Here is a 23,782-nt window from a genome sequence, read left to right as displayed (position 1 = left end):
ATTATTTAACTTATATTTAGATATAGCTCTTTTTATATATTATAAATTTAATTATTAAAATCCTTAGGCAAATGAACTTTAACAAGTTCCTTATCTTTAACTAAATAAGTCTCATCAGACTCAGCTGCAATATCCTTATTATGAGTAACCATAATAACAGTCTTATTTTCATTTTTAACAATATCTTTAAACAAATCGATAATCTCTTTAGAAGTATTTTCATCTAAGTTACCAGTAGGCTCGTCTGCAATTATTAACTCACACTGACAACAAAGTGCTCTAGCTATAGCAACTCTTTGTTGTTGACCACCACTTAAGGTTAAAGTCTTTTGCATACCTTGAGTTTCACTTATACCAACTCTTTTTAGCATATCTATAGCAGCTTGTTTATTATCTTTTGTTTTTATGCCTTTTATGCTCATAGCAGATGTTATATTTTCTATTACATTCATGTAGTTAAGAAGATTATAACCTTGAAATATTATTGAAACATATTTATTTCTGTATTTTTCAAGGGAAATGCTTTTCAAACTCCTTCCTTTATAGCTAATATTTCCACTAGATGGAGAATCTAGTCCACAAGCAAGAGATATAAGTGTAGTCTTACCAGAGCCAGATTGTCCTATAATTGTATAAAACTTTCCAGCTTCAAACTCTATATCAACATCTTTTAAAACTTTCATATTTGAATTATACGAATAAGATACATTTTCAAAACTTAATATATTTTCCATGATAACCTCCTAGCTATGTTTACTTAATATATTTTTAGGGTTTAACCTCATTATAAATGCTGCTGGTATAATGGTTGCCACTACAGATATAACTAGTGAACATAAAGACATTTTTAAAATGTCTTTACCATTTGCTTTTATATCTAAGTCATTTATAGGATCAACGTCTTCTAATGGTTTGTTAGTATTCATAAAATTACCTTTTCCACCACCCATATTTCCTCTATCAAATCCAAGGTGTTTTGATGATGATTCTTGTGATTGAATAGATATTTCATTTTGTATAAGTTTATCTCCAACTATATTGCTTATAGATTTTCCACATAGAGTAGATATTCCTATAGCAAGTGCTAAAACTAGTACTACTTCGGTTAATAACTGACCTATAATCTTAATCTTTTTTTCACCTAGAGCCATCAATATACCAATTTCATGGATTCTATCTTTCATAGATAACATTATAATAAGTGATAATATAATACCTCCAAATATAGCAATCACAACTAAAGCAGTTTTAGAAAATGACGCTACGTTATCTATTGGACCCATCATAGCTTCATAAGCTCTATCTCCTGCATCTAGTTTGAATTGCTCAAAATCTATATTAGTTTTTTTAGCTTCAGCTATGAACTTATCTACATTTACAGGGTCATTTAATGAAAATGTCATAGAATCTACTGAATTTTCATAATCAGAACCTTTTAATTTATTAGCTAATGTATAAGGTACATACATAGTATTATATGGTAGCATAGATATAAATCTATAAGCATGATCATCTATTTCACTATCATCTTTAAAAATCCCTATTATTTCAGACTCTATAGAAGTATTTTCATCTTCAGTGGAAGCTAATTTTATTTTATCTCCTACCTTTAGTTCATTCTCATCTGCAAAAGTTTCTTCAACTAATACTACATTTTTATCTAAATCATTTTCAGTAAAAGCTCTACCTTCTTTTAGAGTTATAGTTTGAGAGTTTACTTTTTCTTCCATATTAAAATCATTTAATCCACATATAGTAACATCACCATTATTTTTCATATCCATAGGAGGCATAGGTCCCGACTCTTGTTCAGATTCTTCATCAGCTCCAACTGCTGTCAAATTATCTAAGTTGGCAGATGTGTTACTTTTTAAAGAATATTCAGTTACATATTTTGAATTTTTTAATTCATTTAAATATTCAAGGGGTATTGGTACTTTTATTGGTTCAAACTTAGGCTTTTCGCCATTATTAATGTCTTTAGCATCTTCTTGATTTTTTTTCATTAACTTATCTATATCTAAAGATAAAGTAACTTCAGAACCAAGTTTTTGTCTAGCCATTACAGAAGCTAATTCTGTAGCTGATTGGATACTAAAGCTTGTTAGTATTACTAAGCATACGGTTAGCATTATAGCTAAAATTATTAATGTTTTTCCTTTCCTTTCTTTTAAAGATTTAATTGATCTAAATACAAAATTCATACATTTCATCCTTTCTTCTCCTGTTTGATAAATAATTTATATTCCTTACCTTAAAAAAATCTTAAATAAGGAAATTAAAAATGTGAAAATTTAAGTTTAGCTAAAGGTATGATGTTTATACTTAGATTATTAAGTTAACAGTTTCAGGAGGAAAATTTATGAGAATTTTAGTGGTTGAGGATAATATCGTTTTAGCAGAAACTATAAAAGAAGAGTTATGTAGTAACAGTAATTTAGACGTTTCTATTTTAAATAATGGAGAGGATGCTCTTTATGATATAGAAAGGAGTATATACGACATTATAATACTAGATATAATGTTACCTGAGTTAAGTGGAATAGATATATTAAAAGATATAAGAAATAAAGGTATAAAAACACCTGTTTTAATGCTTACTGCCAAAGAAGCATTAGATGATAAAGTTGGTGCTTTTTCAATTGGAGCTAATGATTATATTACTAAGCCTTTTTATATGGAAGAGTTAATTGCTAGAGTTTATGCAGTTCTTAGAACTACAGGATATATATCTAATGAAAATATGTTGGAGTTTAAAGACTTAAAAATTAATCTAGAGGCTAGAAAGGTTTATATAAATGACACTGAGGTAGAGTTATATAAAAAACAGTTTGATATACTTGAATTTTTTTTAATGAATAAGGGACAAGTTCTATTAAAAGAACAAATATATGATAGGATCTGGGGCATAGATAGTGATATTCCACTTGAAATAGTTGAAGTACATATTAGCGGTCTTAGAAAAAATTTATTAGCTAGTGGATACAATAAATATATAAAAACTAAAAGAGGGATAGGGTATATATTTGATGATGAATAAAAATATATTAAAGAAAACAAGAAAAAAACTAATAACACTAAATACACTAGTTGTTGGAGTTATATTTATAGTATTTACTTTATTTATATATAGCTATTTTTATAATTTAACTTATAAAGGTGTAGATAAAGAACTATATATGCAGTATGAAAAAACTGTACATAATATAAATAAAGGGAACCTAGAATTTAAAAGGAATATTCCTCCAGATATTATGTTAAGAGGAACTATGGTTTATATATCAAAAGATAATAAGCTTTTAAAAGCTTATCCTGAAAATATACAAAATTATATAAGGCCCTTTAATTTGAGTAAAAATTTAAAAGAAGGAATAACTAATTATAAATATGATGAACACAGTTTTAGACAAGTTAAAATAGACTACAATTCATATACCATAGAAGTAATAAAAATAGTAGATACTGAGGAGATGCTTTTAAGTCAACTTAAATTTGTACTTATTACATCAATAATGCTCGCATTAATAGCTGTTTATTTTATAAGTGGTTTTTTAACAAATAAATCATTGGAACCTATAGAAGAGTCTTGGAAGAATCAAGAACTATTTGTACAAGATGCATCTCATGAACTTAGAACACCACTTACTATAATATTTTCTAAGGTAGAAAGTATTATAAAAAGGCCTAAAAATAAAGTAGAAGATGAAATGAATAATTTAGTGATAGTCATGAAAGAAGTAAGAAGACTTAGTAAGTTAGTATCTGATTTATTAAAGTTAACTAAGGAAGATGCAATAATAACTATAAACAAATCTAAGTTTGATATTGTAGAAATGATAAATGATATATTAAAGCAATATGAAGATATATTTGAATTACAAAATAAAAAGTTAAAAGTTAATTATACTTTAAAAGATAATAATATTTACTCAGACAAGGAAAAACTAAAGCAAATATTTATAATTATTATAGATAATGCTATGAAATATACGAAGGAAAAAGATTATATACAGGTATGCTTATCTGAAGAAGGTTCAAATGTGAAAATAGAAGTAAAAGATAGTGGGATAGGTATAAAGGAAGAAGAGATTTCTTTAATATTTAATAGATTTTATAGGGCAAGTTCTCATAGAGAAACAAATAAAGAAGGTTCAGGTATAGGTTTATCTATAGCTAAGTTATTAGTAAGTAATTTAAAAGGAGAAATATGTGTAAATTCTAAATATAAAAAAGGGAGTACTTTTAGTATATATATTCCTAAAAAATAATTTTATAATTTAAGTTTAACCATTTTAAATGCAAATTCTAAGTTCTTTATTTATTTTATTATACTTACTAAATTGTAAGATTAGTTAAACTTTTATGTAAGGCTTTTTTTCTAAAAAAGGTGTAAAATTAATTTATAATAATAAGCCAGGAGGAAAAAAATGAAAAATATATTAAAAGTAGAAAATATAGAAAAATACTACGGAAATAAAGATAATATAAGTAAAGCAATAGATAATATAAGCTTTAATGTACTTGAAGGAGAATTTGTTGGAATAATGGGACCTAGTGGTAGTGGTAAAACTACTTTACTTAATTGTATATCAACAATAGATAATGTTTCTAGTGGAAAGATAATAATAAATGACCAAGATATAACAAAACTTAAATCAAAGAAATTAGATAAGTTTAGACAAAATGAATTAGGATTTATATTTCAAGACTTTAATTTGTTAGATACATTAACTGCATATGAAAATATAGCATTAGCACTTACTATTAAAGGAGAAAAAAGTTCTTTAATAGATTCAAAAATAAAAGAAGTAGCAAAGTATCTTGAAATAGAAAAAGTACTTAATAAGTATCCGTATCAAATGTCTGGAGGACAAAAACAAAGAGTAGCTTCAGCTAGAGCTATAGTTACTAACCCATCTTTAGTATTGGCAGATGAACCGACAGGAGCACTTGACTCCAAATCTGCAAGATTATTACTTGAAAGGTTTGAAAGTTTAAATAAAGATTTAAAGACAACTATACTTATGGTGACACATGATTCTTTCACTGCAAGTTATGCTCACAGAATACTCTTTATAAAAGATGGTAAGATATTTAATGAATTAGTTAGAGGAAATGATAGTAGAAAAGAATTTTTCAATAGAATAATGGATGTAATAACCTTACTTGGAGGTGATGAGAATGTATTCTAAAATTGCCTTTGGTAATGTAAAAAAAGTTTTAAAGATTATAGTATATACTTTCTAACTTTAACACTTGCAGTTAGTATATTTTATAGTTTTAACTCTATAGAATCTCAAAAAGCTATACTTGAAATGAATCAATCTACGTCTAATACTATAGACATACTATCCGATTTAATAGGAGGTTTATCAGTATTTGTTTCTATTATTTTAGGAGGTTTAATATTATATGCTAATAACTTTTTAATAAAAAAGCGTAAAAAAGAATTAGGAATATATATGACATTAGGTATGGGAAAATTTAAAATATCTAAGATATTAGTATTTGAAACAATTATAGTAGGTATAGCATCATTAATTAGTGGTTTATTAATTGGATTTGTCTTTAGTCAAGGATTATCAGTTTTAACATCTAAATTATTTGAAGCTAATATGAGTGAATATAAATTTATAATTTCGCAAAGTGCAATTATAAAAACTATTATTTACTTTGGTATAATGTTTTTATTAGTAATGATATTTAATAGTATAGTAATATCTAAATATAAAATAATAGATTTATTAACAGCTGGTAGAAAAAATGAAAATATAAAGTTTAAAAATCCACTAATGTATTTAATAACTTTTATATTATGTATTTTATTTTTAGGATTTGCTTATAAATTTATTATTGATGTAGGCTTAGATGTTAAAAATCCTAAATTTATGATATCAATAGTTTTTGGAGTTTTAGGTACATTATTGTTTTTCTATAGTTTAGCGGGAGCACTACTTTTTATAGTTAAAAAGAATAAAAAAATATACTTTAAAAATTTAAATATATTTATAGTTAAACAATTAAACAGTAAAATTAATACAAACTTTTTATCAATATCAGTAATATGCTTAATGTTATTTTTAACTATAGGTATATTATCAACTGGGATGAGTTTAAAAAATGCTTTAGAAAGTAGCTTGAAAAATACTACACCTTTTGACGCAAGTGCTTATATGTATGTAGATAAAAATGATAAAATAAAAAGTGTAAAAGAATCTTTAGATGCTCTTGATTTTAAATTTGATAGTTCTGAACCTCATGTATATTTTAATACTTACACTTCAAAAGTTACAATTGCTGATGTTTTAGGAAAAAATGCAATTAAGTCAGGAGATAAGATGTTAGGCCAATTGGATGGTCAGTATGTAGAGTTTATAAAGATTTCAGATTACAATGATATAAGAAATTTAACTGGTAAAAAAGCCGTTAACTTAGGAAGTAATCAAGTTTTATTAATGTCGAATAATAATACAATACTAAATATGATTAATAATTCATCAGAAAAAAATAGTACTGTAAAAATAGACGGAAAAGATTATATTATACAAAATAAAGAACCAATAAAAGATGCTCTTCGCTCTACAGGTTTTACAGACAATTTATTAACTTTGGTAGTTAATGATAATTTGACTAATAATTTACCAATTCAAACATCTAATTTAGATGTCAATTTCAAAGAAAATTATAATAAGTCAGAAGAAAAGTTCTCAAAGTTATTTAAAGACTTTATGGATGGAAAGATAAATTATGATAAGTTCGGTTTTGTTCATGGTTATACTAAAAAAACTATATATGAAAATAATAAAGGATCAGTTACTGTAGTACTATTTACAGGAATATACCTAGGTATAGTATTTTTAATATCTAGTATGGCAGTTTTAGCTCTTCAACAATTATCAGAAGCTAGTGATAGTATAAACAGATATAAAGCTCTTAAAAAGTTAGGTGCAAATGATAAGATGATAAATAAAAGTATATTTGCTCAAACGTTAATATACTTTAGTTTGCCAGTATCTCTGGCTTTCATCCATTCAATTGTAGGTATAAAAGTAGTTAATGAATTTATAGCTTTATATGATAAACCAGATATAGGAGGTTCTTCATTATTTACAGCTATAGTATTTATAGTAATATATGCTGGGTACTTCTATGCAACATATACAGGATACAAAAATATAGTTAAAAATTCATAATAAGCATTATGTAAAAGCACTTTAAATTATTTTAAAGTGCCTTTTTATTATAAATTTTCATCAGTAAAAGTGATATAATTATATAATAGATAAATTAATAAGGGGGTAATAATATGTTTGAATCAAATCGTAAAAATTTAGTAAAAAATATGAAAGAAAACTCACTTCTTATAATGTTTGCAGGGGATGCTCCATATAGAAGTGCTGATCAACAATATAAATTTACGCCAAATAGAAACTTTTATTATTTAACAGGTATAGATGATACTAAAGTCATATTAACTATATTAAAAACTGAAAATGAAGTAATTGAAACAGTTTTTGTTCAAAGAGAAGACGAACTTATGGCAAAATGGATAGGAAGATCTATAAGTAAAAAAGAAGCAAGTGAAGTAAGTAAAGTAAAAACTATTAAATATTTAGATGAATTTGAAGATGTGATTTCATCTTATATAAATAGATTAGGTATAGATAAAATATATCTTGATCTTGAAAGACAGTCTATAGATATACAATCAACACAATCTCAAGACATGGCAAATAAATTAAGAATTAAGTATCCGTATTTAAAAATTAAAAATATATATCCTAAAATAGTTAAACTTAGAATGGTTAAGTGTGATAAGGAAGTAGAAATAATTAAAAAAGCTATAAATATAACTAAAGAAGGAATAATATCTATGGCTAAAAATATTAAGCCTAATATGAAAGAGTACGAAGTTGAAGCATACTTTGACTTTGAAATAAAAAGGTTAGGTGCATCTAGTCATGCATTTAATACAATTTGTGCTTCAGGTAAAAATGCTACAGTACTTCATTATGAAGATAATAATCAAGTTGCAAAAGATGGAGATTTAATATTGTTTGATTTAGGAGCAGAGTTTGAGTACTATTGTTCCGATATATCAAGAACTATTCCTGTTAATGGAAAATTTACAAAAAGACAAAAACAAATATATTCAATAGTATTATCAGCTATGAAGGAAGTAGAAAAAGAAGCTAAACCTGGTTTAAAATTAAAAGATTTAAATGATATAGCTAAAAAAGTATTAGCTAAGGGATGTATAGATATAGGACTTATTGAAAAAGAAGAAGAAATATCTAAATACTATTTCCATTCAGTGAGTCATTCACTAGGACTTGATACTCATGATGTATGGAATTTTGATAGCAAATTAGAATGTGGAGCAGTTATAACTAATGAGCCTGGGCTTTATATCGAAGAAGAAGGTATAGGTATACGCCTTGAAAATGATTTATTAATAGTGAAAGAGGGTTGTGTAAATTTATCTAAAGATATACCTGTTGAAATAGAAGATATAGAAAATTTAATGAAATAAAATATATAATTACTTTAAATAAATTTTTTTTAATAATGTTATAGAAATTCCTTTTTTTGAAACTATAAGTTTATGAAAGGAAGGAGATATACTTATGAAAAAATTTATAAAAGAATTTAAAGAATTTGCTGTTAAAGGAAATATAATAGACCTTGCAGTAGGGGTTGTTATAGGAGGTGCATTTTCTAAGATAGTTACTTCTTTAGTTAATGATATTATAATGCCTGTAGTTGGAATATTAACTGGAGGTATAAATTTTTCAGAATATAAAATAACTTTAAAAGAAGCTATTGGAAACCTACCTGCCGTTACCTTAAATCTAGGTAATTTTATACAAACAACAGTTAATTTCTTTATAATTGCATTTTGTATTTTCTTATTTATAAAAGCTATAAATAATATGAAGCTTTCTAATAATAAAGTAGAAGCTTCTGTAACTAAGGAAAAAGAGGCATCAGAAGAAGTTTTATTGCTTAGAGATATAAAAGAACTATTAAAGAAAAAGTAATTTATAAAATAAGGGTATATAGTTTAGCTATACACTCTTATTTTTATTTATAAGTATTTATAAATTTAAATTTATTTTTTGCATAATATATGGTATGATATAAATACTATTTTAATATGAAACATTTTAAAATATTAAAGGGGTGCCATAACATGAAGAAAAGTAATTCAATCAAAAGAACAATGTCCTTTATGCTTATATTCAGCATTGTATATACAGTTTTTGAGGGGAATTTGTTATTTTTAACTCCAATATTAACGGTATTAATACCATTTAGATTTATGAAAAATAAAGAAAATACAGATAAAGATTTTTTTGATAATCAAAAAACTTTAACTAGGTTATTATTATTTAATTTTATTTGTATTGAATTAGTAAGTTTAGTAACTCAAAATGGAAACTATGAAACATTTAATATAAGTGTAATGATGCTAATTTATTTACTTTATTTTAAGATGTTGTCATTTAATGAGAAAAAGGTTTTGACACTAAAAAATAATCCTCAAGCTGTATACGAAAAAATGAAGCTAAAAATAGATACTTTAGAAAGTGTATACAATAAAGGTTTGGAAGAACTAGAAAATACAGAGGATGAAAAAGTTAAGATGTCAATGAAATCTAAATTAGATAAGCTAAATGTAAAAATTAATACATCAAAAAAACAACTTGCTATGATAGAATCTATAATAAATTCTGATAAAAATAGTAAATAAAAAGGTGAACTCATATGAGTTCACCTTTTATAGTTTATTTATTAAACTTGAAATCCTAAGTATAACTCAAATATACAAGATATTATAAAATATATACCTATTATATATGGAGTTGCTAATAGAGTTACTATTGGATTTGATAATATTAATAAACCAAGTATTATAAGTACTACATTATATAAAGTATTAGTATTAAAGCCTATATTTTTTCTCTTAATTGACATTATTAATAAGTATATACCTCTTATTAATGCCCATACACCATAGAATAATATTAATGTTTCTGTAGTTGATATAGGTGTAAACCAAACTATAATACCAAATAGTATGTTTATAATACCACTAAATATGTAATATGCTTTTTCAGTAGTTTTAAATGCTCTTATTATTGTAAATATACCTATTATAATTAGCATTATACCGGCTACTGTTGTAAAACTAAAGTAAGATTCTATTGGATTTATAAAAAATAATATACCTATTATTCCAAATAGAATTCCTTCTAATATTAATGTTGCTTCTAATTTTGAATCTTTTTTCATAGTATTTCATCTCCTCGCAAATGAATATACCCACTAGTTATATATTAATAAACATATTAGTCTTAAGTTTTAATATTCTAAAAGTTAAAAAAATTGCTTATAGAATTTATAAAAAATTATTGATTTTATATTATAGATATTTAACAGTAACTTATAAATTTTTTGATTTATGAATGATTCAAGTGTTAAAGTTTAATAATCAAAAAAATTAAATTTTAACACTTTATTTATAAAAATGACTATTTCAAATAAATAAATAAATGAAAAGTTTATTTTGAAATAGTCATTTTTAATTATTTATTATGTTTTTCGGGATGACAATTTTTAGAATATATCTCAGGTGATTTTTTTAAAGTAGATGTCCATTGGTTGTCGTTTTCATCCTTTTGTTTTACTCCTGTTTTGCTTGTTAACGAGTTAATTCCACTAGCCCATTGGTTGTTAGTTTCTGTTTTAGATCTTTTATTCATTTTAAAATCTCCTTTATAGGTGTTTTAATTATTTTGAACATGTAGTTATGATTATATACTTACTAGTATTTATATTTAATATTATAATAAAACTTAATGTAAATTTATTCTCAAAGCTATTGACACTTACTATGATTTAATGTTTATAATAAAACGATATGAATTTACAATTAAATAGGAGGCTAAGATGAAAATAGATTGGAACAGTAAATACACAACAATATCTATATACTCATTTATAGTTGTTTGCTGTAGTATTATTTTTTATCGCATAGTTTGGGATACAAGTATGTTCGCCGGTAAAGTAAGTGAGATTATATCAACTTTGCAACCGTTTATAATAGGCGGAGTTATAGCTTATTTATTAAACTTTATATTAGTGTTTGTTGAAGATAAACTACTAAGTAAAGAAAAATTTAACAATCTCAAACCTAAAAGTAAAAGAGCCCTAGGTCTTTTAGTTACTTATATAGTAGCTTTTATATTAATTTACTTATTTGTACAATTTGTATTACCTCAATTGGTATCAAGTATAATGGGATTAGTTAATGACATACCAATGTATATAGCTAATTTATCAGATCTTATAACTAGTTATACACATGATTTAAATGTTAATAAGGAACAACTAAACTTAGCCGTTGACAAACTTACGGACCTTATTAATTATTTTATATCAGTTGCAGCTGGTTTGATTCCTGTATTAGGTGAAGCCTTAAGAATAGTAGCCTCTAGTGTTTGGAATATAATACTTGGGTTTATAGTTTCAATTTACTTACTTATTGATAAAGAAAAGTTTTTTGGATTAGGCAGAAAAGTTATATTTGCTGTATTTAGTGAAAAGCATGCAAAAAGAACACTAGAATTAATTGATAGAAGTAATGATACTTTCGGTAGATTCTTAAGTGGTAAAATAATAGATTCTGCTATAATTGGTGTTTTAACATTTATAGTTCTTACAATATTTAAAATGCCATATGTATTATTAATATCAGTTATAATAGGTATAACTAATATAATACCATTTTTTGGTCCATTCTTTGGAGCTATTCCTGCAACAATAATAATATTGTTTGTATCTCCTATAAAAGCCTTATGGTTTATACTTATAATAATTATTATTCAACAAATAGATGGAAATATTATAGGACCTAAAATATTAGGTGATTCTATAGGTATATCTGCATTTTGGATATTATTTTCATTATTAGTGGCAGGTAAGGTTTTAGGTTTAGTCGGAATGATTATAGGTGTCCCTTTATTTGCTATAGTATATTCTATTATAAAAGAAGTAGTAGAAGAAAAGCTAGATAAAAAGGGGCTTCCTATAGATACTAAGGATTATATGAATAAATAATTTTAAAATATCTATCTAAATTTAATTTTAGATAGATATTTTTTTATTTAAATAAAAAAGTTTGGATTCATATGTATTTTATATAAAATATTTTTTCTAAAATATGTAATCATACTACTTAACCCTATATTTTGTTTTTAAAAGTATGTGTGGTACCGAATTTTATTGAATTTGAATAATATAATAAATCTGATAAAATTATAATATTAACATCAAATATTAATCAATCATTCGTAAAAGGAGAAAATTATGAGAAAATTAATTTTATCAAAAACTATAATGTTTATATTCATTTTAGCATTTATAAATTTATTTATAGCTGGATTTGGATCAGAAAATACTTTAATAGGTGTAACAGTAATAACTGCAATGTTAATGTTACTTGAAAGAGATTTAACTATATCACCTATTAAAAATACGTTAAAACTTATAAGTATTAATGTATTCTTAGGGGTATTGTCTTTTATAGCTATACAAAATATATTTTTAGGAGTTGTATGTAATTTTGTAGCTTTATTTATAATTGGTTATATATTTAGCTATGATCTTAGAAGTCCTTTATATATAGCATTTGGGTTACAATATTTATTTACTGTAGCCACTCCTATAAGTATAGAACAGTTACCAATACGACTTTTAGCTTTAATAAGTGGAGCATTAATAATTATGGTATCTCAATTGATCGTTAATAAAAATAAACTAGTTAAAACTAGTAATAAACTACTTGTTAATATTTGTAATGATATATTACAAAAAATCAATTTATTACAAAATTATAAATATGACACTAAAGATTTAGATTTTAAAATAAATTCATCTTTAAAAACTTTAAAAAAGCTTCTTTATGATAACAGAAAAGAAAATTTCTTTATGACTCACAAAGGAGTAAGCCTTTTAAATATTTTATTTAACTTTGAAAGAATATCTATATTATTAGATAAGTATAAGTGTGAAGATGGTAATGAAGTTATGGATAGAGAAAAATCTCTCTCTATTATAAAAAAAGAGTTAAACAATTTAAAAGAGTATATAAGTGAAAATGTTAATGAAATAAAGTTCATCGATAAAGAAACAAATTGTATAGATTTATATGAATTTTATGATTCACTAGAGGATATATATTATCAGTTTGATGAATATAAAAAAAATGAAGTAGAAAAAGATATAGAAAATAAATTAGATGTGCCTCATGAATTTAAAATGTCATATGTCTATAAAAAAAATCTTAATACAAACTCTATAAAATTTTCATATGCTATAAAAGTAGCTGTCGGGGTATCTATTGCAAGTTTTATAATGGACTATTTTAAATTAAGCGAGGGTAGATGGATAATGTTTACTGTATTTTCGCTTATACAACCATATTATGAAAATTGTATAACCAAATCTAAGAAAAGAATAGTATCGACAATTATTGGAGGTATGATAGTTTTTATATTGTTTTCGATATTTAAAGATCAAAGTTCAAGAGGTATGATTATACTTTTAGCAGGATATATAAGTACTTATACTAAAGATTATAGAGATTTAATGATATGTAATACTATATCTGCAATAGGAGCTGCATGTCTTATTACTTCTCCAGGGGTATTTGTTTTAAATAGAATTGCTTTTGTAATATTAGGTACAGTAATAGCTTTATTAATAAACAAAATACTGCTTCCATATAATGCACAAAATGCATATAAATATTTAATAACTATGTATAAAAATGTTATAGCAGAAATGTATAAAGAAATTACCTTATGTATAAAGAAAAAAAGTGATTTACATAAGGTAAAAAATCTTTTATTAATATCTACATTAATAGAAGATAAAATATTATCTATGAATAGCTTAGTTAAAGATGATAATCAAGACAAAATACTATCTAAAAAAAGAATGCTTATGAATAATATGTATAGTTTATATTTAAAATTAAATAGTAGCAAAAATAAAGAAATAGAATCTATATTTGTAAATAATAATTATATATTGACTTATAATTTAGATGAATTAGAAGAAGCTAAGGATTTAATATTAGAAGGTATAAACAATACAGATGATAAAAACAATAAAATAATATATAAAAACTTATTGCACATACTAGAAACTTCATCTTCAGAAGAAACAAATTCTTATGCTTAAAAATGTGTTTAAGTATATAAGAGTAGGGTATTTAATAATGATAATATGTAGTTTAGTTTAAATTTGATAAAGAAAAAGGAGTAAATCATATGATTTATTCCTTTTTCAATTTTAACTACATTAACTTATTTCTTTTAGAATAATCTTTATGTCTATTGTTATCATAACTTAACTTTGCATAAACACTTACTGTATGTCTACTTCTATTGTGTTTTATTTGTAAATCACTAAACTCTGCATCATCAGCATTACTTCTTAAATAGTTTCTAACGACATCTTCTGCAGCTTGATGGTCTACATCTTCATAAATTTGAAAATAATTATTTTCACCTATCTCAAGTGTTAAATCATAATTACCATTATCTAATCTATTTCTCATTTCACTCATATTGTCCATTAGTTTACCTCCAAGTTAAATAATGTAGTCATAATTAAGTTTATCCAAAGTAAACTAATTTTATTATACTTATAGAAGTTTCAGTATTGCTTTTTTAAATTCATTCTCATTTATATCTTCATTAAAATTTATAGAACCAATAACAGTACAATATTTATTTTCACTACCTTCGTCCCACATAATAGAATGATTTAATATATCTTTACAAACTTTGTTTAAATCAATCCCCATAGCTTCCATGCTAAATCTTATTTTTTGAGGATATCTACAAGGTAGGTTATCTGTATATGTACACTTCTCACAATATTTACAACGACCACCATCTGTTAATAATCCATTAAATTCTTTTTCTAAAGGTATAAGTATATCAGATAAAACTTTTCTTAAGTATGAATGAAAATTATCTATAGTTTTTTCTTCATCTAAATTTATATACATTGCTATTACTAAAGAGTATTTAAAATCTTTAGTGTAATCATCAAATCTAGGACTATTTGGAGGACATGTATAACTTAAATTGTAGTGAGGACATCCACTTTTACAAAGTTCTGTAAAGTAATCAAAATCCATATATTTTGATAATATTTCATTTTTACATATATTGGCTTTTAAAATTATATCATTATTATCTTTATTAATATTTAAAATTATCATATTTACACTCCTATAGATTATATTAATTAAATACTAATATTTCGTTTTTGCTATGTCAATATATTCATCTTACAACTTTGTTACATTAAAAAATTATATAAAATGGTATAATTATCTATAGACTTTAATTCTCAATAATAATTAGCATGAATATGGAGGGATGTATTTTTGAGTAAAAAAAGAATTTTATTAGGTTTTGTAGTATTATTAATAATTATAGCTATTGCTTTTTTTATAAAAATGTTTAATTTAAGAGAAATAAATAAAAAAGAAATAGACGTAGAAAAGTTTATAAAATGTACTGATCAAGTTAGTTATTCTAAGGCACAAGTAAATTGGAAGTATGTAGCTAGTATAATAGGAGTTTTAGATGACAATAAATTTAAAAATGTATCTAATAACCAAATAAAAGAAATTGCTAATTTATTTATAATCAAAGATAAAGATACATACAAAATAGAACCATTAAAAAACGTACTTTCTAAATTAAAATTTAATAAAAGAGAGATTAAAAGAGTTAATAAATATATAGGCGATTTAAAATATTATGGATTAAAACCATCAAGATTAAATCCCGATGGAAAGTATATGGCATTTATAGACTCTATAGAAAATAGTGCAATAGATAATTATAAAAATTATAAAATATTGCCATCTATAACTATAGCCCAAGCTATACTTGAATCCAATTGGGGAGAATCCGAATTATCTTCTAAATATAATAATTTATTTGGGATAAAAGCTCATTCTTCTTGGAAAGGTGATTCTGTAAATATAGAAACTAGTGAATTTTATAATCAAGTTATAAACGATCAATTTAGAGCCTATAAATCAAAAGCTGATTCTATAAAAGACCATGCTAAGTTTTTAAGTGAAAATCCTAGATATAAAGGTGTTTTTAATAAACCTACATATATAGAGCAAGCTCAAGAACTTCAAAATTCTGGATATAGTACAGTATCTGATCAAAGTGGAAATTTAACATATAAAAAGCTATTAAATCAAATAATTGAGCAATATAACTTGCAATTAATAGATAGCAAGGTTCAAGAAATAAAGGGATAGAGGTTTTAAACCTTTATCCCTTTAAATTTATATAATTATTTTTCGATAACTACCTTTATCTTTTTATTTCCCACAAACTTGAGGATCACATTTTATTCTATTTTTTCTTATACACGTTTTTATTTACAATTTCTTCCCTAATTTTATTGCCTTCTTCATCTAAATATATTCTTAATGTATCTACTTTTATTTTATCTTTTTCGTATATAGTTTTAGTGGTTATATATATTTTTTCTCTATCTTCATCACACCCATATATCTTGGATGTAATAACACCATTATTAACTATATTTTTAATATATATAGGATGTTTTAGAGGATTTTGAAATTTAAAGTCAGTATATCCATATGAAACAGCAGCATCACGTCCGATTGGAGCATACCTTGATGCAAATGTATGATTATGAACTTCAGTTATATCCATGCCTGAAATTAAAGCAGCATTGTATATAGTGGTAGATACTTGGCAAACACCACCACCTTCACCATTAACATATTTTCCATCTATTATTACTTTTGCAGTTTTATATCCGTTATGCCATGTTCTAGATCCAGTTGATTTATTATATGAAAACTCATCATGAGGCATTATTAATTTATCACTAGTACTTTTACCTGCTATATTTATATTGCTACCTCTTGATGTGGTATGGTTAAATGTAGTACTAAACTGACCTAGTATTGTATTTATAGAGTTAACATCTTCTGTGGATATTTTAGGTGTAGTTATATCAACTGGTATATTTATATCACTAAGATTTTTATTTACTATCATATCATAGATAGTTTCTTTTAATTTTATTTTATTTACCTTTTTCCCATTTTTTGCTTTAGTTCTTTTAATAGAACCATTATCATTTATATTTATAGTTGCATCAGTTTTTTCTATATCTATATCTTTACATATATTATTTATAATAGAACTTAGTTTATATTCATTATAAGTTGATACTAATTTTATTTTATTTTTATCTTTTAAACGAAGATTAAATTTTCTTTTTACATTTGTGAATATATCATCATGTCTTGTGTATAAAAAAGCTTTTTTTACAGCTTTATCTATATTAAAGCTTAAATCTATATCTTTGGGGTTTAAAGTGTATGTTTTATCTTCATAAGTTAATTTAATAGTTTTTTCTTTATATTTAGATTTAACCAAATCAATTGCATCTTTCATATTTAAAAATGATACATCTATATCTTCTATATATATGTTTTTGTATATACCATTATCTTTTGATAGTGCAATAACTTTATTGCTAAAACCTAATAAAAAACTAGATACAATAACTATACTTATCAAATATTTAAATTTGTGTTTCATATATATAAAACTCCTTTATAATTATTCTCATATATGTTGTCCTTAAAGATAGTTTTATATGTTTAAGTTTTTAAATTTGTCAAATTATGATATAATAAAATTTTGATGAATGTTAAAACTAAATACGTACAAATATAGGAGGCTACTTATGGCAAATACATTTTATATAGTAAGACATGGTCAAACAAATTGGAATATTTTAGGTAAGACTCAAGGACATGGAAATTCTGATTTAACAGTTAAAGGAATAGAACAAGCAACTGAGTTAGCTGAAAGTTTAGTAAAAAATCACCAAATAGACTACATATTTTCAAGTGATTTAGGAAGAGCTGTTCAAACTGCAGATATACTTGGAAAAAGTTTAGGAGTTGAAGTTGAAAAAACTCCTGCACTTAGAGAGATGGGATTTGGTAAATGGGAAGGTCTTCTAATAGATGAAATAAAAAGTAAGTATGCTGATGTATATACTACTTGGAGAAATGAACCACACTTAGTAGAAATACCAGAAGGAGAAAATTTACATATAATAAAAGAAAGAGTAGATAAATTTATAAATGAACTTAATGAAAAGTATGATAATAAAAATATACTACTTGTTACTCACTCAGTAACAGTTAGAGTTATGCTTTTATCTTTCTTAAATTCAGGAATGGAAAATATATATAGAATAAAACAAGATAATACAGCTTTGAATATAGTAGAATTCAGAAACTATGGACCAGTTATAATAAAAATGAATGATACAACTCATATAAAAAACAATGAGAAAATTAATAACTCAGCACTTGAATAAGGAGATATACATATGGCAAAGGTTATAGTTGTTGGAGCTGGTCCTGCTGGAATAATGGCAGCAATTTCATCTTCAAAACAAAATGAAGTAATATTAATAGAAAGAAATAATGAAATAGGGAAAAAACTTAGACTTACAGGTGGTGGTAGATGTAATATTACCAATAATAGAAATATAGAAGATTTCTTTGATAAAATTGTAAATAATAATAAGTTTTTATATAGTTCATTTTATACTTTTTCAAATTATGATTTACTAGAATACTTTAGTAAAAATAATTTAGATTATAAAATTGAATATGATGAGAAAGTATATACAAAATCTGATAAAGCAGATGAAGTTATAGATACACTAAAAAAAGACCTTTTAAAAAATAAAGTTAATATAATGTATAATACAAAGGTTTGTGATTTAATAGTAGAAAATAATGAAGCTATAGGAGTTATAACTGATAATGGCGAAAAAATATTTTGTGATAAACTTATAATAACTACTGGTGGTAAAAGTCATCCTACAACTGGGTCAGATGGATTCATGTTTGATATACTAAAAAAACATGGACATACTATAAAACCTTTATACCCTGCATTAATACCTTTAGTTACAAAAGAAAACTTTGTTAAAAATCTTCAAGGTGTAGCTATGAAAGAAGTAATTATAAGAACTAAAATTAAAAAGAAAAAAATAGAAACTCAAGGAGATATGATATTTACTCATTTTGGTATATCTGGGCCTGGTGTTTTAAAGTTTTCTTCATATATAAATAAAGAACTAGATAATGGTGAAATAGAAATAACATTAGACTTTTTACCGCATATTTCAAAGGATAAAATAACTAGGATAATAAGAGAAAATCCTAATAAAAATGTTTTAACAAATTTAAAAGGAATACTACCTCAAAACTTTTTAAAAGAAATTTTAAGCTTACTTAATTTAAGTGAAGCTAAACCTAATGAACTAAAAAAAGAAGATGAAAATAAAATTATAGAATGTATAAAAGAAATGAAATTAACAATAACAGAAATGTTAACAATTAAAGCTGCTATGGTAACTAGTGGCGGTGTTAGTGTAAAAGAAATTAATGCATCAAATATGGAATCAAAATTAATTAAAAATTTATTCTTTGCTGGAGAAGTTATTGATGTAGATGCTGAAACAGGAGGATATAACCTTCAAATAGCTTTTTCAACAGGATATTTAGCAGGAAGTGACTATTAATGAAAGTATTAGCAATTAGAGGAGCAACGACAGTTAAGAAAAACTCAAAAGACGAAATATTAAATGAAACTAAAGTATTAGTTGAAAGTATTATAAAAGAAAATGACTTAAATATAGATGATATAATAAGTATGATATTTACAATGACTAACGATTTAGATTCAGTATACCCATCTGTAGCAGTTAGAGATATGCTAAATATTTGTGATACTCCGCTACTTAACTTTGAAGAAAAGTGTATACAAGGTAGTCTTAGAAAATGTATCAGAGTTATGGTTAATGTAAACAGTGAAAAGAAAAAAAGTGATATAAAACATATATATTTAAATGAAGCAAAAAAATTAAGACCAGATATAAGTGAATAGGAGTGAATGATATGAAGAATTTAGTAATAGCAGTAGATGGACCAGCAGGAGCAGGGAAAAGTACAATAGCTAAAATAGTAGCAGATAAATTAAATATAAATTATATAGATACAGGGGCTATGTATAGAGCAATAACATACAAAGTACTTCAAAATGATATTGATGTAAATAATGAAGATCAAATAATTGAAATAGCAAAAAATAGCGATATAGATTTTAAAGATAATAATATATATTTAGATGGTAAAATATTAAAAGAAGAAATAAGAACTCCAGAAGTTAGTAATAATGTATCTAATATTGCACAAATAAAAGAAGTTAGATATTTAATGGTTGATGTTCAAAGAGAAATAGGAAATAAAAGTTCTGTTATCTTAGATGGTAGAGATATAGGATCTTATGTGTTTCCTAAAGCAGATTATAAGTTTTTCTTAGTTGCATCTCCTGAAGAAAGAGGAGAAAGAAGATATAAAGAACTTATAAAAAAAGGATATGATACTTCTTTAGAAGAAGTTATTAAAGATGTTATAAGAAGAGATGAAATAGATTCAAATAGAGAATTTGCTCCTTTAGTAAAAGCAAGTGATGCAATAGAGATTGATACTACAGGAAAAAGTATAGACGAAGTAGTAGAATCAGTTATAAGTAAAATAAGATAGGTTGAAGGGAGATTAATGTGAAATTTTATAATGTTGTAACGGGAGTTTTAAGAGTTTTCTCAAAGTTGTTTTTTAAATTTGAGATAATAGGTCTTGAAAATGTTCCTAAAGAAGGATCTATTATATTAGCTGCCAATCATAAATCAAATTTAGATCCTATATTTTTAGCAGCTTCTATGCATAAAAATAGAGAAGTTACTGCTGTTGCTAAGAAAGAATTGTTTAACATAAAGCCTTTAGGATATATATTAAATAAAATAAATGTTATTCCTGTAGATAGAGATAATCCTACAGCATCCACTGTAAAAAACATTTTAAAAGCTTTAAGAAATGGTGGATGTATAGGTATGTTTCCTGAAGGTACTAGAAACAAAGATGCAGGATTTTTAAAAGCTAAAGCAGGGCTTGGAATGTTTGCTGTAAAAGGTAAAGCTTTAGTAATACCTGTATCTATAATAACTACATACAAAGTATTTAATAAAGTAACTATATATATAGATAAGCCTATATCTTTTGAAGACTATTATAAGGAAAAACTAAATACAGATGATTATCAAAGATTATCTCAAAATGTTTTAGAGGTAATAAAAGAAAATTACCATAAATATGCTAAGTAAGGGAGAAGTTTAAATGGAAGTTAAAATAGCTAAAAATGCAGGATTTTGCTTTGGAGTTAAGAGAGCTATGAAAATGGCTTGGGATGAACTAGAAAAAAGCAATGATGGCATATACGCACTTGGTCCACTTATTCATAATAAACAAGCTGTCTTAAAATATGAAGAAAATGGTTTGAGAACTATAAATGAAGTAAATGATGTTCCTACATCAAATCGTATGATTATAAGAAGTCATGGGGTAGGGGAGAGTGTTTATATAGAATCTGATAAAAAAGGATTAGATGTTATAGATACTACTTGCCCATTTGTAAAAAAAATTCATGAAATAGCTAAAAATTATTATTCTAAAGGTTATAAAGTCATAGTTATAGGAGATTATAAGCACCCAGAGGTTATAGGTATAAATGGATGGTGTAATAATGAAGCTATAATAATAAAGACTATTGAAGATTTAGAAAATGTTGAACTTGAAAAATCTAATAAATATTGTATAGTAGCTCAAACTACTATACATGTGGATTTATATAATAAGATAGTAAAAGCTTTATCTGATAAGCTTGAAGAAGTTGTTTTTAATAATACAATATGTTCTGCAACTAAGGTTAGACAAGAAGCTGCAAAAGAAATATCAAAAGAAGTTGATATGATGGTAGTTGTTGGAGGTAAACATAGTTCTAACACTCAAAAGTTAGTTCAAATATGCATGGAATATGTTCCAACTTTAGCTATAGAAACTGTGGATGAACTAAATGAAGAAGATTTTAAAAATTATAATACTATAGGATTAACTGCTGGAGCTTCAACTCCAGATTGGATAATAGAAGAAGTTATAAATTATATAGAATCTTTATAGATTTAAATAAAAAATAGGTTACAATTGTAACCTATTTTTTATGCCCAATTTCCATTTTTAAAAATTTCTATTTCTTTGCCATCAGAAGTTACACCTATTATATTCATATCACTTGAGCCTATCATAAAATCCTCATGAGTTATACTATCATTTATACCTAATTTATCCATATCTTCTTTAGGGATTTTACTACCATTTTTTATACTTGTTTTATATGCAGAACCTAAAGCTAAGTGACAAGATGCATTTTCATCATATAATGTAGTATAATAAATTATTTCTGTATTAGATATAGGGGAGTTATTTTCAACTAGTGCAACTTCACCTAAGTAGCACGAACCTTCGTCTAACTCTAATAATGATTTTAATGATTCATACCCCACTTTAGCAGTGTAATCCACAACCTTACCATCTTTAAATGTCAAAGTAAAATCATCTATAATAGTTCCGTTATATATAAATGGTTTTGTATTAGACACTATACCATTTACCTTATACTTATGAGGTAGAGTATAAACTTCTTCACTTGGAATATTTGCATTAAATTCTATACCATTGGGGTCGCTACTTGCGCCACCTGCCCAAATATGCCCTGCAGGTAATTCTATATGTAAATCAGTTTTAGCTGATTTAAAATGCATAGATATAAAATTATTTTCATTTAAAAACTTAACTTTTTCATTAAGTTTATTATTATGTACCTCCCATTCTTTTATAGGATCATCTTTATCTATTCTGGTGCATTTAAATATATAATCCCATAATTTGTTTACAGCTTCATCTTCATTTAAATCACTAAATACTTTAGATGCCCATTCTTTACTAGGCACTGATACTATAGTCCATCTTATTTTATCAGTTATTATAGATTCTCTCCATAAAGGTATACTTTTACTATAGGCTTTACTAACTCTTTGCATTCTTGATGGATCAACATCTTTAAATATTGTTGGATTAGATGAATCTATGTTTATAATACAAGCTCCTTGTTCTAGTAAATGATTATATTTTTCAATTTTCCACTTAGGAAATTCATCAAATACCTCACTTGGAGCTTTTAAATATCTTATTAAAGAAGCTTCTTCATCATTCCATTCTATTTCAACATCCCTAGCACCTAATTCATAAGCTACATCTACGATTTTTCTAGCAAAGTCTTTACATGATATAGGTGTTCTCAAAAGAAGTATTTGTCCTTTTTGTAAATTCACTCCTGTTTCAACAGCTAAACGCGCATATTTTTTTAATTTATTTTCAAAACTCATAATAACCTCCACATATATTTATTAATTAAATTATATAACAATTTTTTGCAATATAGTTATTTTTTATTACTATATAAAAAATAATAATTAATAGATTTACATAATTATATTATTTGAAACATTAATTAATAATTTTATATAAATAAGTAATAATTTCTTATATAAGGCTCTATACGACTTTTTATTATGGAATGATATATATTATTGTTTAAAATAAATAAATTCGTTAAAATCCAATATATTGAGTCAAATTTTTAAATAATCATATAGAACATCTGTTCTTTAGGTGAAATATACTTTATTAAAATAAATTATTTATATT

General features: G+C 24.8%; 24 protein-coding genes. 16 read left to right on the top strand and 8 right to left on the bottom strand.

The genetic code is table 11. The annotated features are described in order from the left end of the window. Positions 1–47: 47 nt before the first annotated feature. Positions 48–734, bottom strand: a complete 687-nt coding sequence (locus H8891_RS05185) for an ABC transporter ATP-binding protein (RefSeq protein WP_187005482.1) — start codon at positions 732–734, stop codon at positions 48–50. 9 nt (positions 735–743) lie between these two features. Continuing rightward, on the bottom strand, positions 744–2,213 hold the full coding sequence (locus H8891_RS05180) for an ABC transporter permease (protein WP_187005481.1): 1,470 nt from the start codon (positions 2,211–2,213) through the stop codon (positions 744–746). A gap of 149 nt (positions 2,214–2,362) precedes the next feature. Between H8891_RS05180 and H8891_RS05175 the strand changes: the two genes are divergently transcribed. The 7 genes from H8891_RS05175 (at position 2,363) to H8891_RS05145 (ending at position 9,754) form a co-directional block, all read left to right on the top strand. Beyond that, entirely contained in the window at positions 2,363–3,040 is a 678-nt protein-coding gene (locus tag H8891_RS05175) for a response regulator transcription factor (protein ID WP_187005480.1), read from the top strand. Then, the gene (locus tag H8891_RS05170) at positions 3,033–4,268 is read left to right on the top strand and encodes a sensor histidine kinase (RefSeq protein ID WP_187005479.1); all 1,236 of its coding nucleotides are present in this window, start codon (positions 3,033–3,035) and stop codon (positions 4,266–4,268) included. The genes H8891_RS05175 and H8891_RS05170 overlap by 8 nt, the downstream gene beginning before the upstream one ends. A gap of 159 nt (positions 4,269–4,427) precedes the next feature. Then, the gene (locus H8891_RS05165; protein WP_147544245.1) at positions 4,428–5,192 is read left to right on the top strand and encodes an ABC transporter ATP-binding protein; all 765 of its coding nucleotides are present in this window, start codon (positions 4,428–4,430) and stop codon (positions 5,190–5,192) included. 123 nt (positions 5,193–5,315) lie between these two features. Continuing rightward, a complete protein-coding gene (locus H8891_RS05160) occupies positions 5,316–7,193 on the top strand; it encodes an ABC transporter permease (protein WP_330606161.1) in 1,878 nt (625 codons plus the stop codon). Between the two features lie 113 nt (positions 7,194–7,306). Then, the gene (locus H8891_RS05155) at positions 7,307–8,533 is read left to right on the top strand and encodes an aminopeptidase P family protein (protein ID WP_187005478.1); all 1,227 of its coding nucleotides are present in this window, start codon (positions 7,307–7,309) and stop codon (positions 8,531–8,533) included. A gap of 94 nt (positions 8,534–8,627) precedes the next feature. Further along, positions 8,628–9,041, top strand: a complete 414-nt coding sequence (mscL, locus tag H8891_RS05150; protein ID WP_187005477.1) for a large-conductance mechanosensitive channel protein MscL — start codon at positions 8,628–8,630, stop codon at positions 9,039–9,041. A gap of 152 nt (positions 9,042–9,193) precedes the next feature. Beyond that, entirely contained in the window at positions 9,194–9,754 is a 561-nt protein-coding gene (locus H8891_RS05145; protein ID WP_147544254.1) for a hypothetical protein, read from the top strand. A gap of 41 nt (positions 9,755–9,795) precedes the next feature. Here the strand turns inward: H8891_RS05145 and H8891_RS05140 are convergent, their stop codons facing one another. Both H8891_RS05140 and H8891_RS05135 read right to left on the bottom strand, forming a co-directional pair. Continuing rightward, positions 9,796–10,296 (bottom strand): HdeD family acid-resistance protein, encoded by a 501-nt coding sequence (locus tag H8891_RS05140; protein WP_147544256.1) that lies wholly within the window; start codon positions 10,294–10,296, stop codon positions 9,796–9,798. Between the two features lie 293 nt (positions 10,297–10,589). Then, positions 10,590–10,766, bottom strand: a complete 177-nt coding sequence (locus tag H8891_RS05135; RefSeq protein ID WP_187005476.1) for a hypothetical protein — start codon at positions 10,764–10,766, stop codon at positions 10,590–10,592. 187 nt (positions 10,767–10,953) lie between these two features. Between H8891_RS05135 and H8891_RS05130 the strand changes: the two genes are divergently transcribed. Together H8891_RS05130 and H8891_RS05125 are read left to right on the top strand one after the other, a co-directional pair. Continuing rightward, the gene (locus tag H8891_RS05130; protein ID WP_187005475.1) at positions 10,954–12,123 is read left to right on the top strand and encodes an AI-2E family transporter; all 1,170 of its coding nucleotides are present in this window, start codon (positions 10,954–10,956) and stop codon (positions 12,121–12,123) included. Positions 12,124–12,372: 249 nt separating this feature from the next. Further along, positions 12,373–14,250 carry an FUSC family protein gene (locus H8891_RS05125; protein WP_187005474.1) on the top strand — a complete coding sequence of 626 codons (1,878 nt, stop codon included), beginning with the start codon at positions 12,373–12,375 and terminating at the stop codon, positions 14,248–14,250. Between the two features lie 115 nt (positions 14,251–14,365). Here H8891_RS05125 and H8891_RS05120 read toward each other — a convergent pair whose 3' ends face one another. Next, on the bottom strand, positions 14,366–14,647 hold the full coding sequence (locus H8891_RS05120) for a hypothetical protein (protein ID WP_147544262.1): 282 nt from the start codon (positions 14,645–14,647) through the stop codon (positions 14,366–14,368). 69 nt (positions 14,648–14,716) lie between these two features. Beyond that, positions 14,717–15,301: a DUF2284 domain-containing protein gene (locus H8891_RS05115; RefSeq protein WP_187005473.1), complete on the bottom strand. Its 585-nt coding sequence runs from the start codon at positions 15,299–15,301 to the stop codon at positions 14,717–14,719. Between the two features lie 168 nt (positions 15,302–15,469). On the opposite strand from H8891_RS05115, the gene H8891_RS05110 reads away from it, so the two are divergent. Continuing rightward, on the top strand, positions 15,470–16,366 hold the full coding sequence (locus H8891_RS05110; protein WP_187005472.1) for a glycoside hydrolase family 73 protein: 897 nt from the start codon (positions 15,470–15,472) through the stop codon (positions 16,364–16,366). Between the two features lie 97 nt (positions 16,367–16,463). Here H8891_RS05110 and H8891_RS05105 read toward each other — a convergent pair whose 3' ends face one another. After that, positions 16,464–17,690: a VanW family protein gene (locus tag H8891_RS05105; protein WP_187005471.1), complete on the bottom strand. Its 1,227-nt coding sequence runs from the start codon at positions 17,688–17,690 to the stop codon at positions 16,464–16,466. Positions 17,691–17,838: 148 nt separating this feature from the next. On the opposite strand from H8891_RS05105, the gene H8891_RS05100 reads away from it, so the two are divergent. From H8891_RS05100 to H8891_RS05075, 6 genes are read left to right on the top strand one after another with little or no spacing between them, the layout of a single operon-like run. Then, on the top strand, positions 17,839–18,483 hold the full coding sequence (locus H8891_RS05100; protein ID WP_187005470.1) for a histidine phosphatase family protein: 645 nt from the start codon (positions 17,839–17,841) through the stop codon (positions 18,481–18,483). Positions 18,484–18,495: 12 nt separating this feature from the next. Continuing rightward, complete coding sequence (locus H8891_RS05095) at positions 18,496–19,701, top strand: BaiN/RdsA family NAD(P)/FAD-dependent oxidoreductase (protein ID WP_187005469.1); 1,206 nt, start codon at positions 18,496–18,498, stop codon at positions 19,699–19,701. Continuing rightward, on the top strand, positions 19,701–20,066 hold the full coding sequence (aroH, locus tag H8891_RS05090; protein WP_187005468.1) for a chorismate mutase: 366 nt from the start codon (positions 19,701–19,703) through the stop codon (positions 20,064–20,066). Before H8891_RS05095 ends, aroH begins: the two co-directional genes overlap by 1 nt. 11 nt (positions 20,067–20,077) lie before the next feature. Further along, entirely contained in the window at positions 20,078–20,725 is a 648-nt protein-coding gene (gene cmk, locus H8891_RS05085) for a (d)CMP kinase (protein ID WP_147544277.1), read from the top strand. Between the two features lie 17 nt (positions 20,726–20,742). Next, positions 20,743–21,342: a 1-acylglycerol-3-phosphate O-acyltransferase gene (locus H8891_RS05080; protein WP_187005467.1), complete on the top strand. Its 600-nt coding sequence runs from the start codon at positions 20,743–20,745 to the stop codon at positions 21,340–21,342. Positions 21,343–21,355: 13 nt separating this feature from the next. Further along, positions 21,356–22,195: a 4-hydroxy-3-methylbut-2-enyl diphosphate reductase gene (locus tag H8891_RS05075; protein WP_187005466.1), complete on the top strand. Its 840-nt coding sequence runs from the start codon at positions 21,356–21,358 to the stop codon at positions 22,193–22,195. A gap of 38 nt (positions 22,196–22,233) precedes the next feature. Here H8891_RS05075 and H8891_RS05070 read toward each other — a convergent pair whose 3' ends face one another. After that, positions 22,234–23,460, bottom strand: coding sequence for an aminopeptidase (locus H8891_RS05070; RefSeq protein ID WP_187005465.1), 1,227 nt, complete (start codon positions 23,458–23,460; stop codon positions 22,234–22,236). Between the last annotated feature and the right edge of the window lie 322 nt (positions 23,461–23,782).

This window comes from Paeniclostridium hominis, assembly GCF_014306135.1.
GTDB lineage: Bacteria > Bacillota > Clostridia > Peptostreptococcales > Peptostreptococcaceae > Paraclostridium > Paraclostridium hominis.
This window is presented reverse-complemented; position numbering and strand designations above follow the sequence as displayed.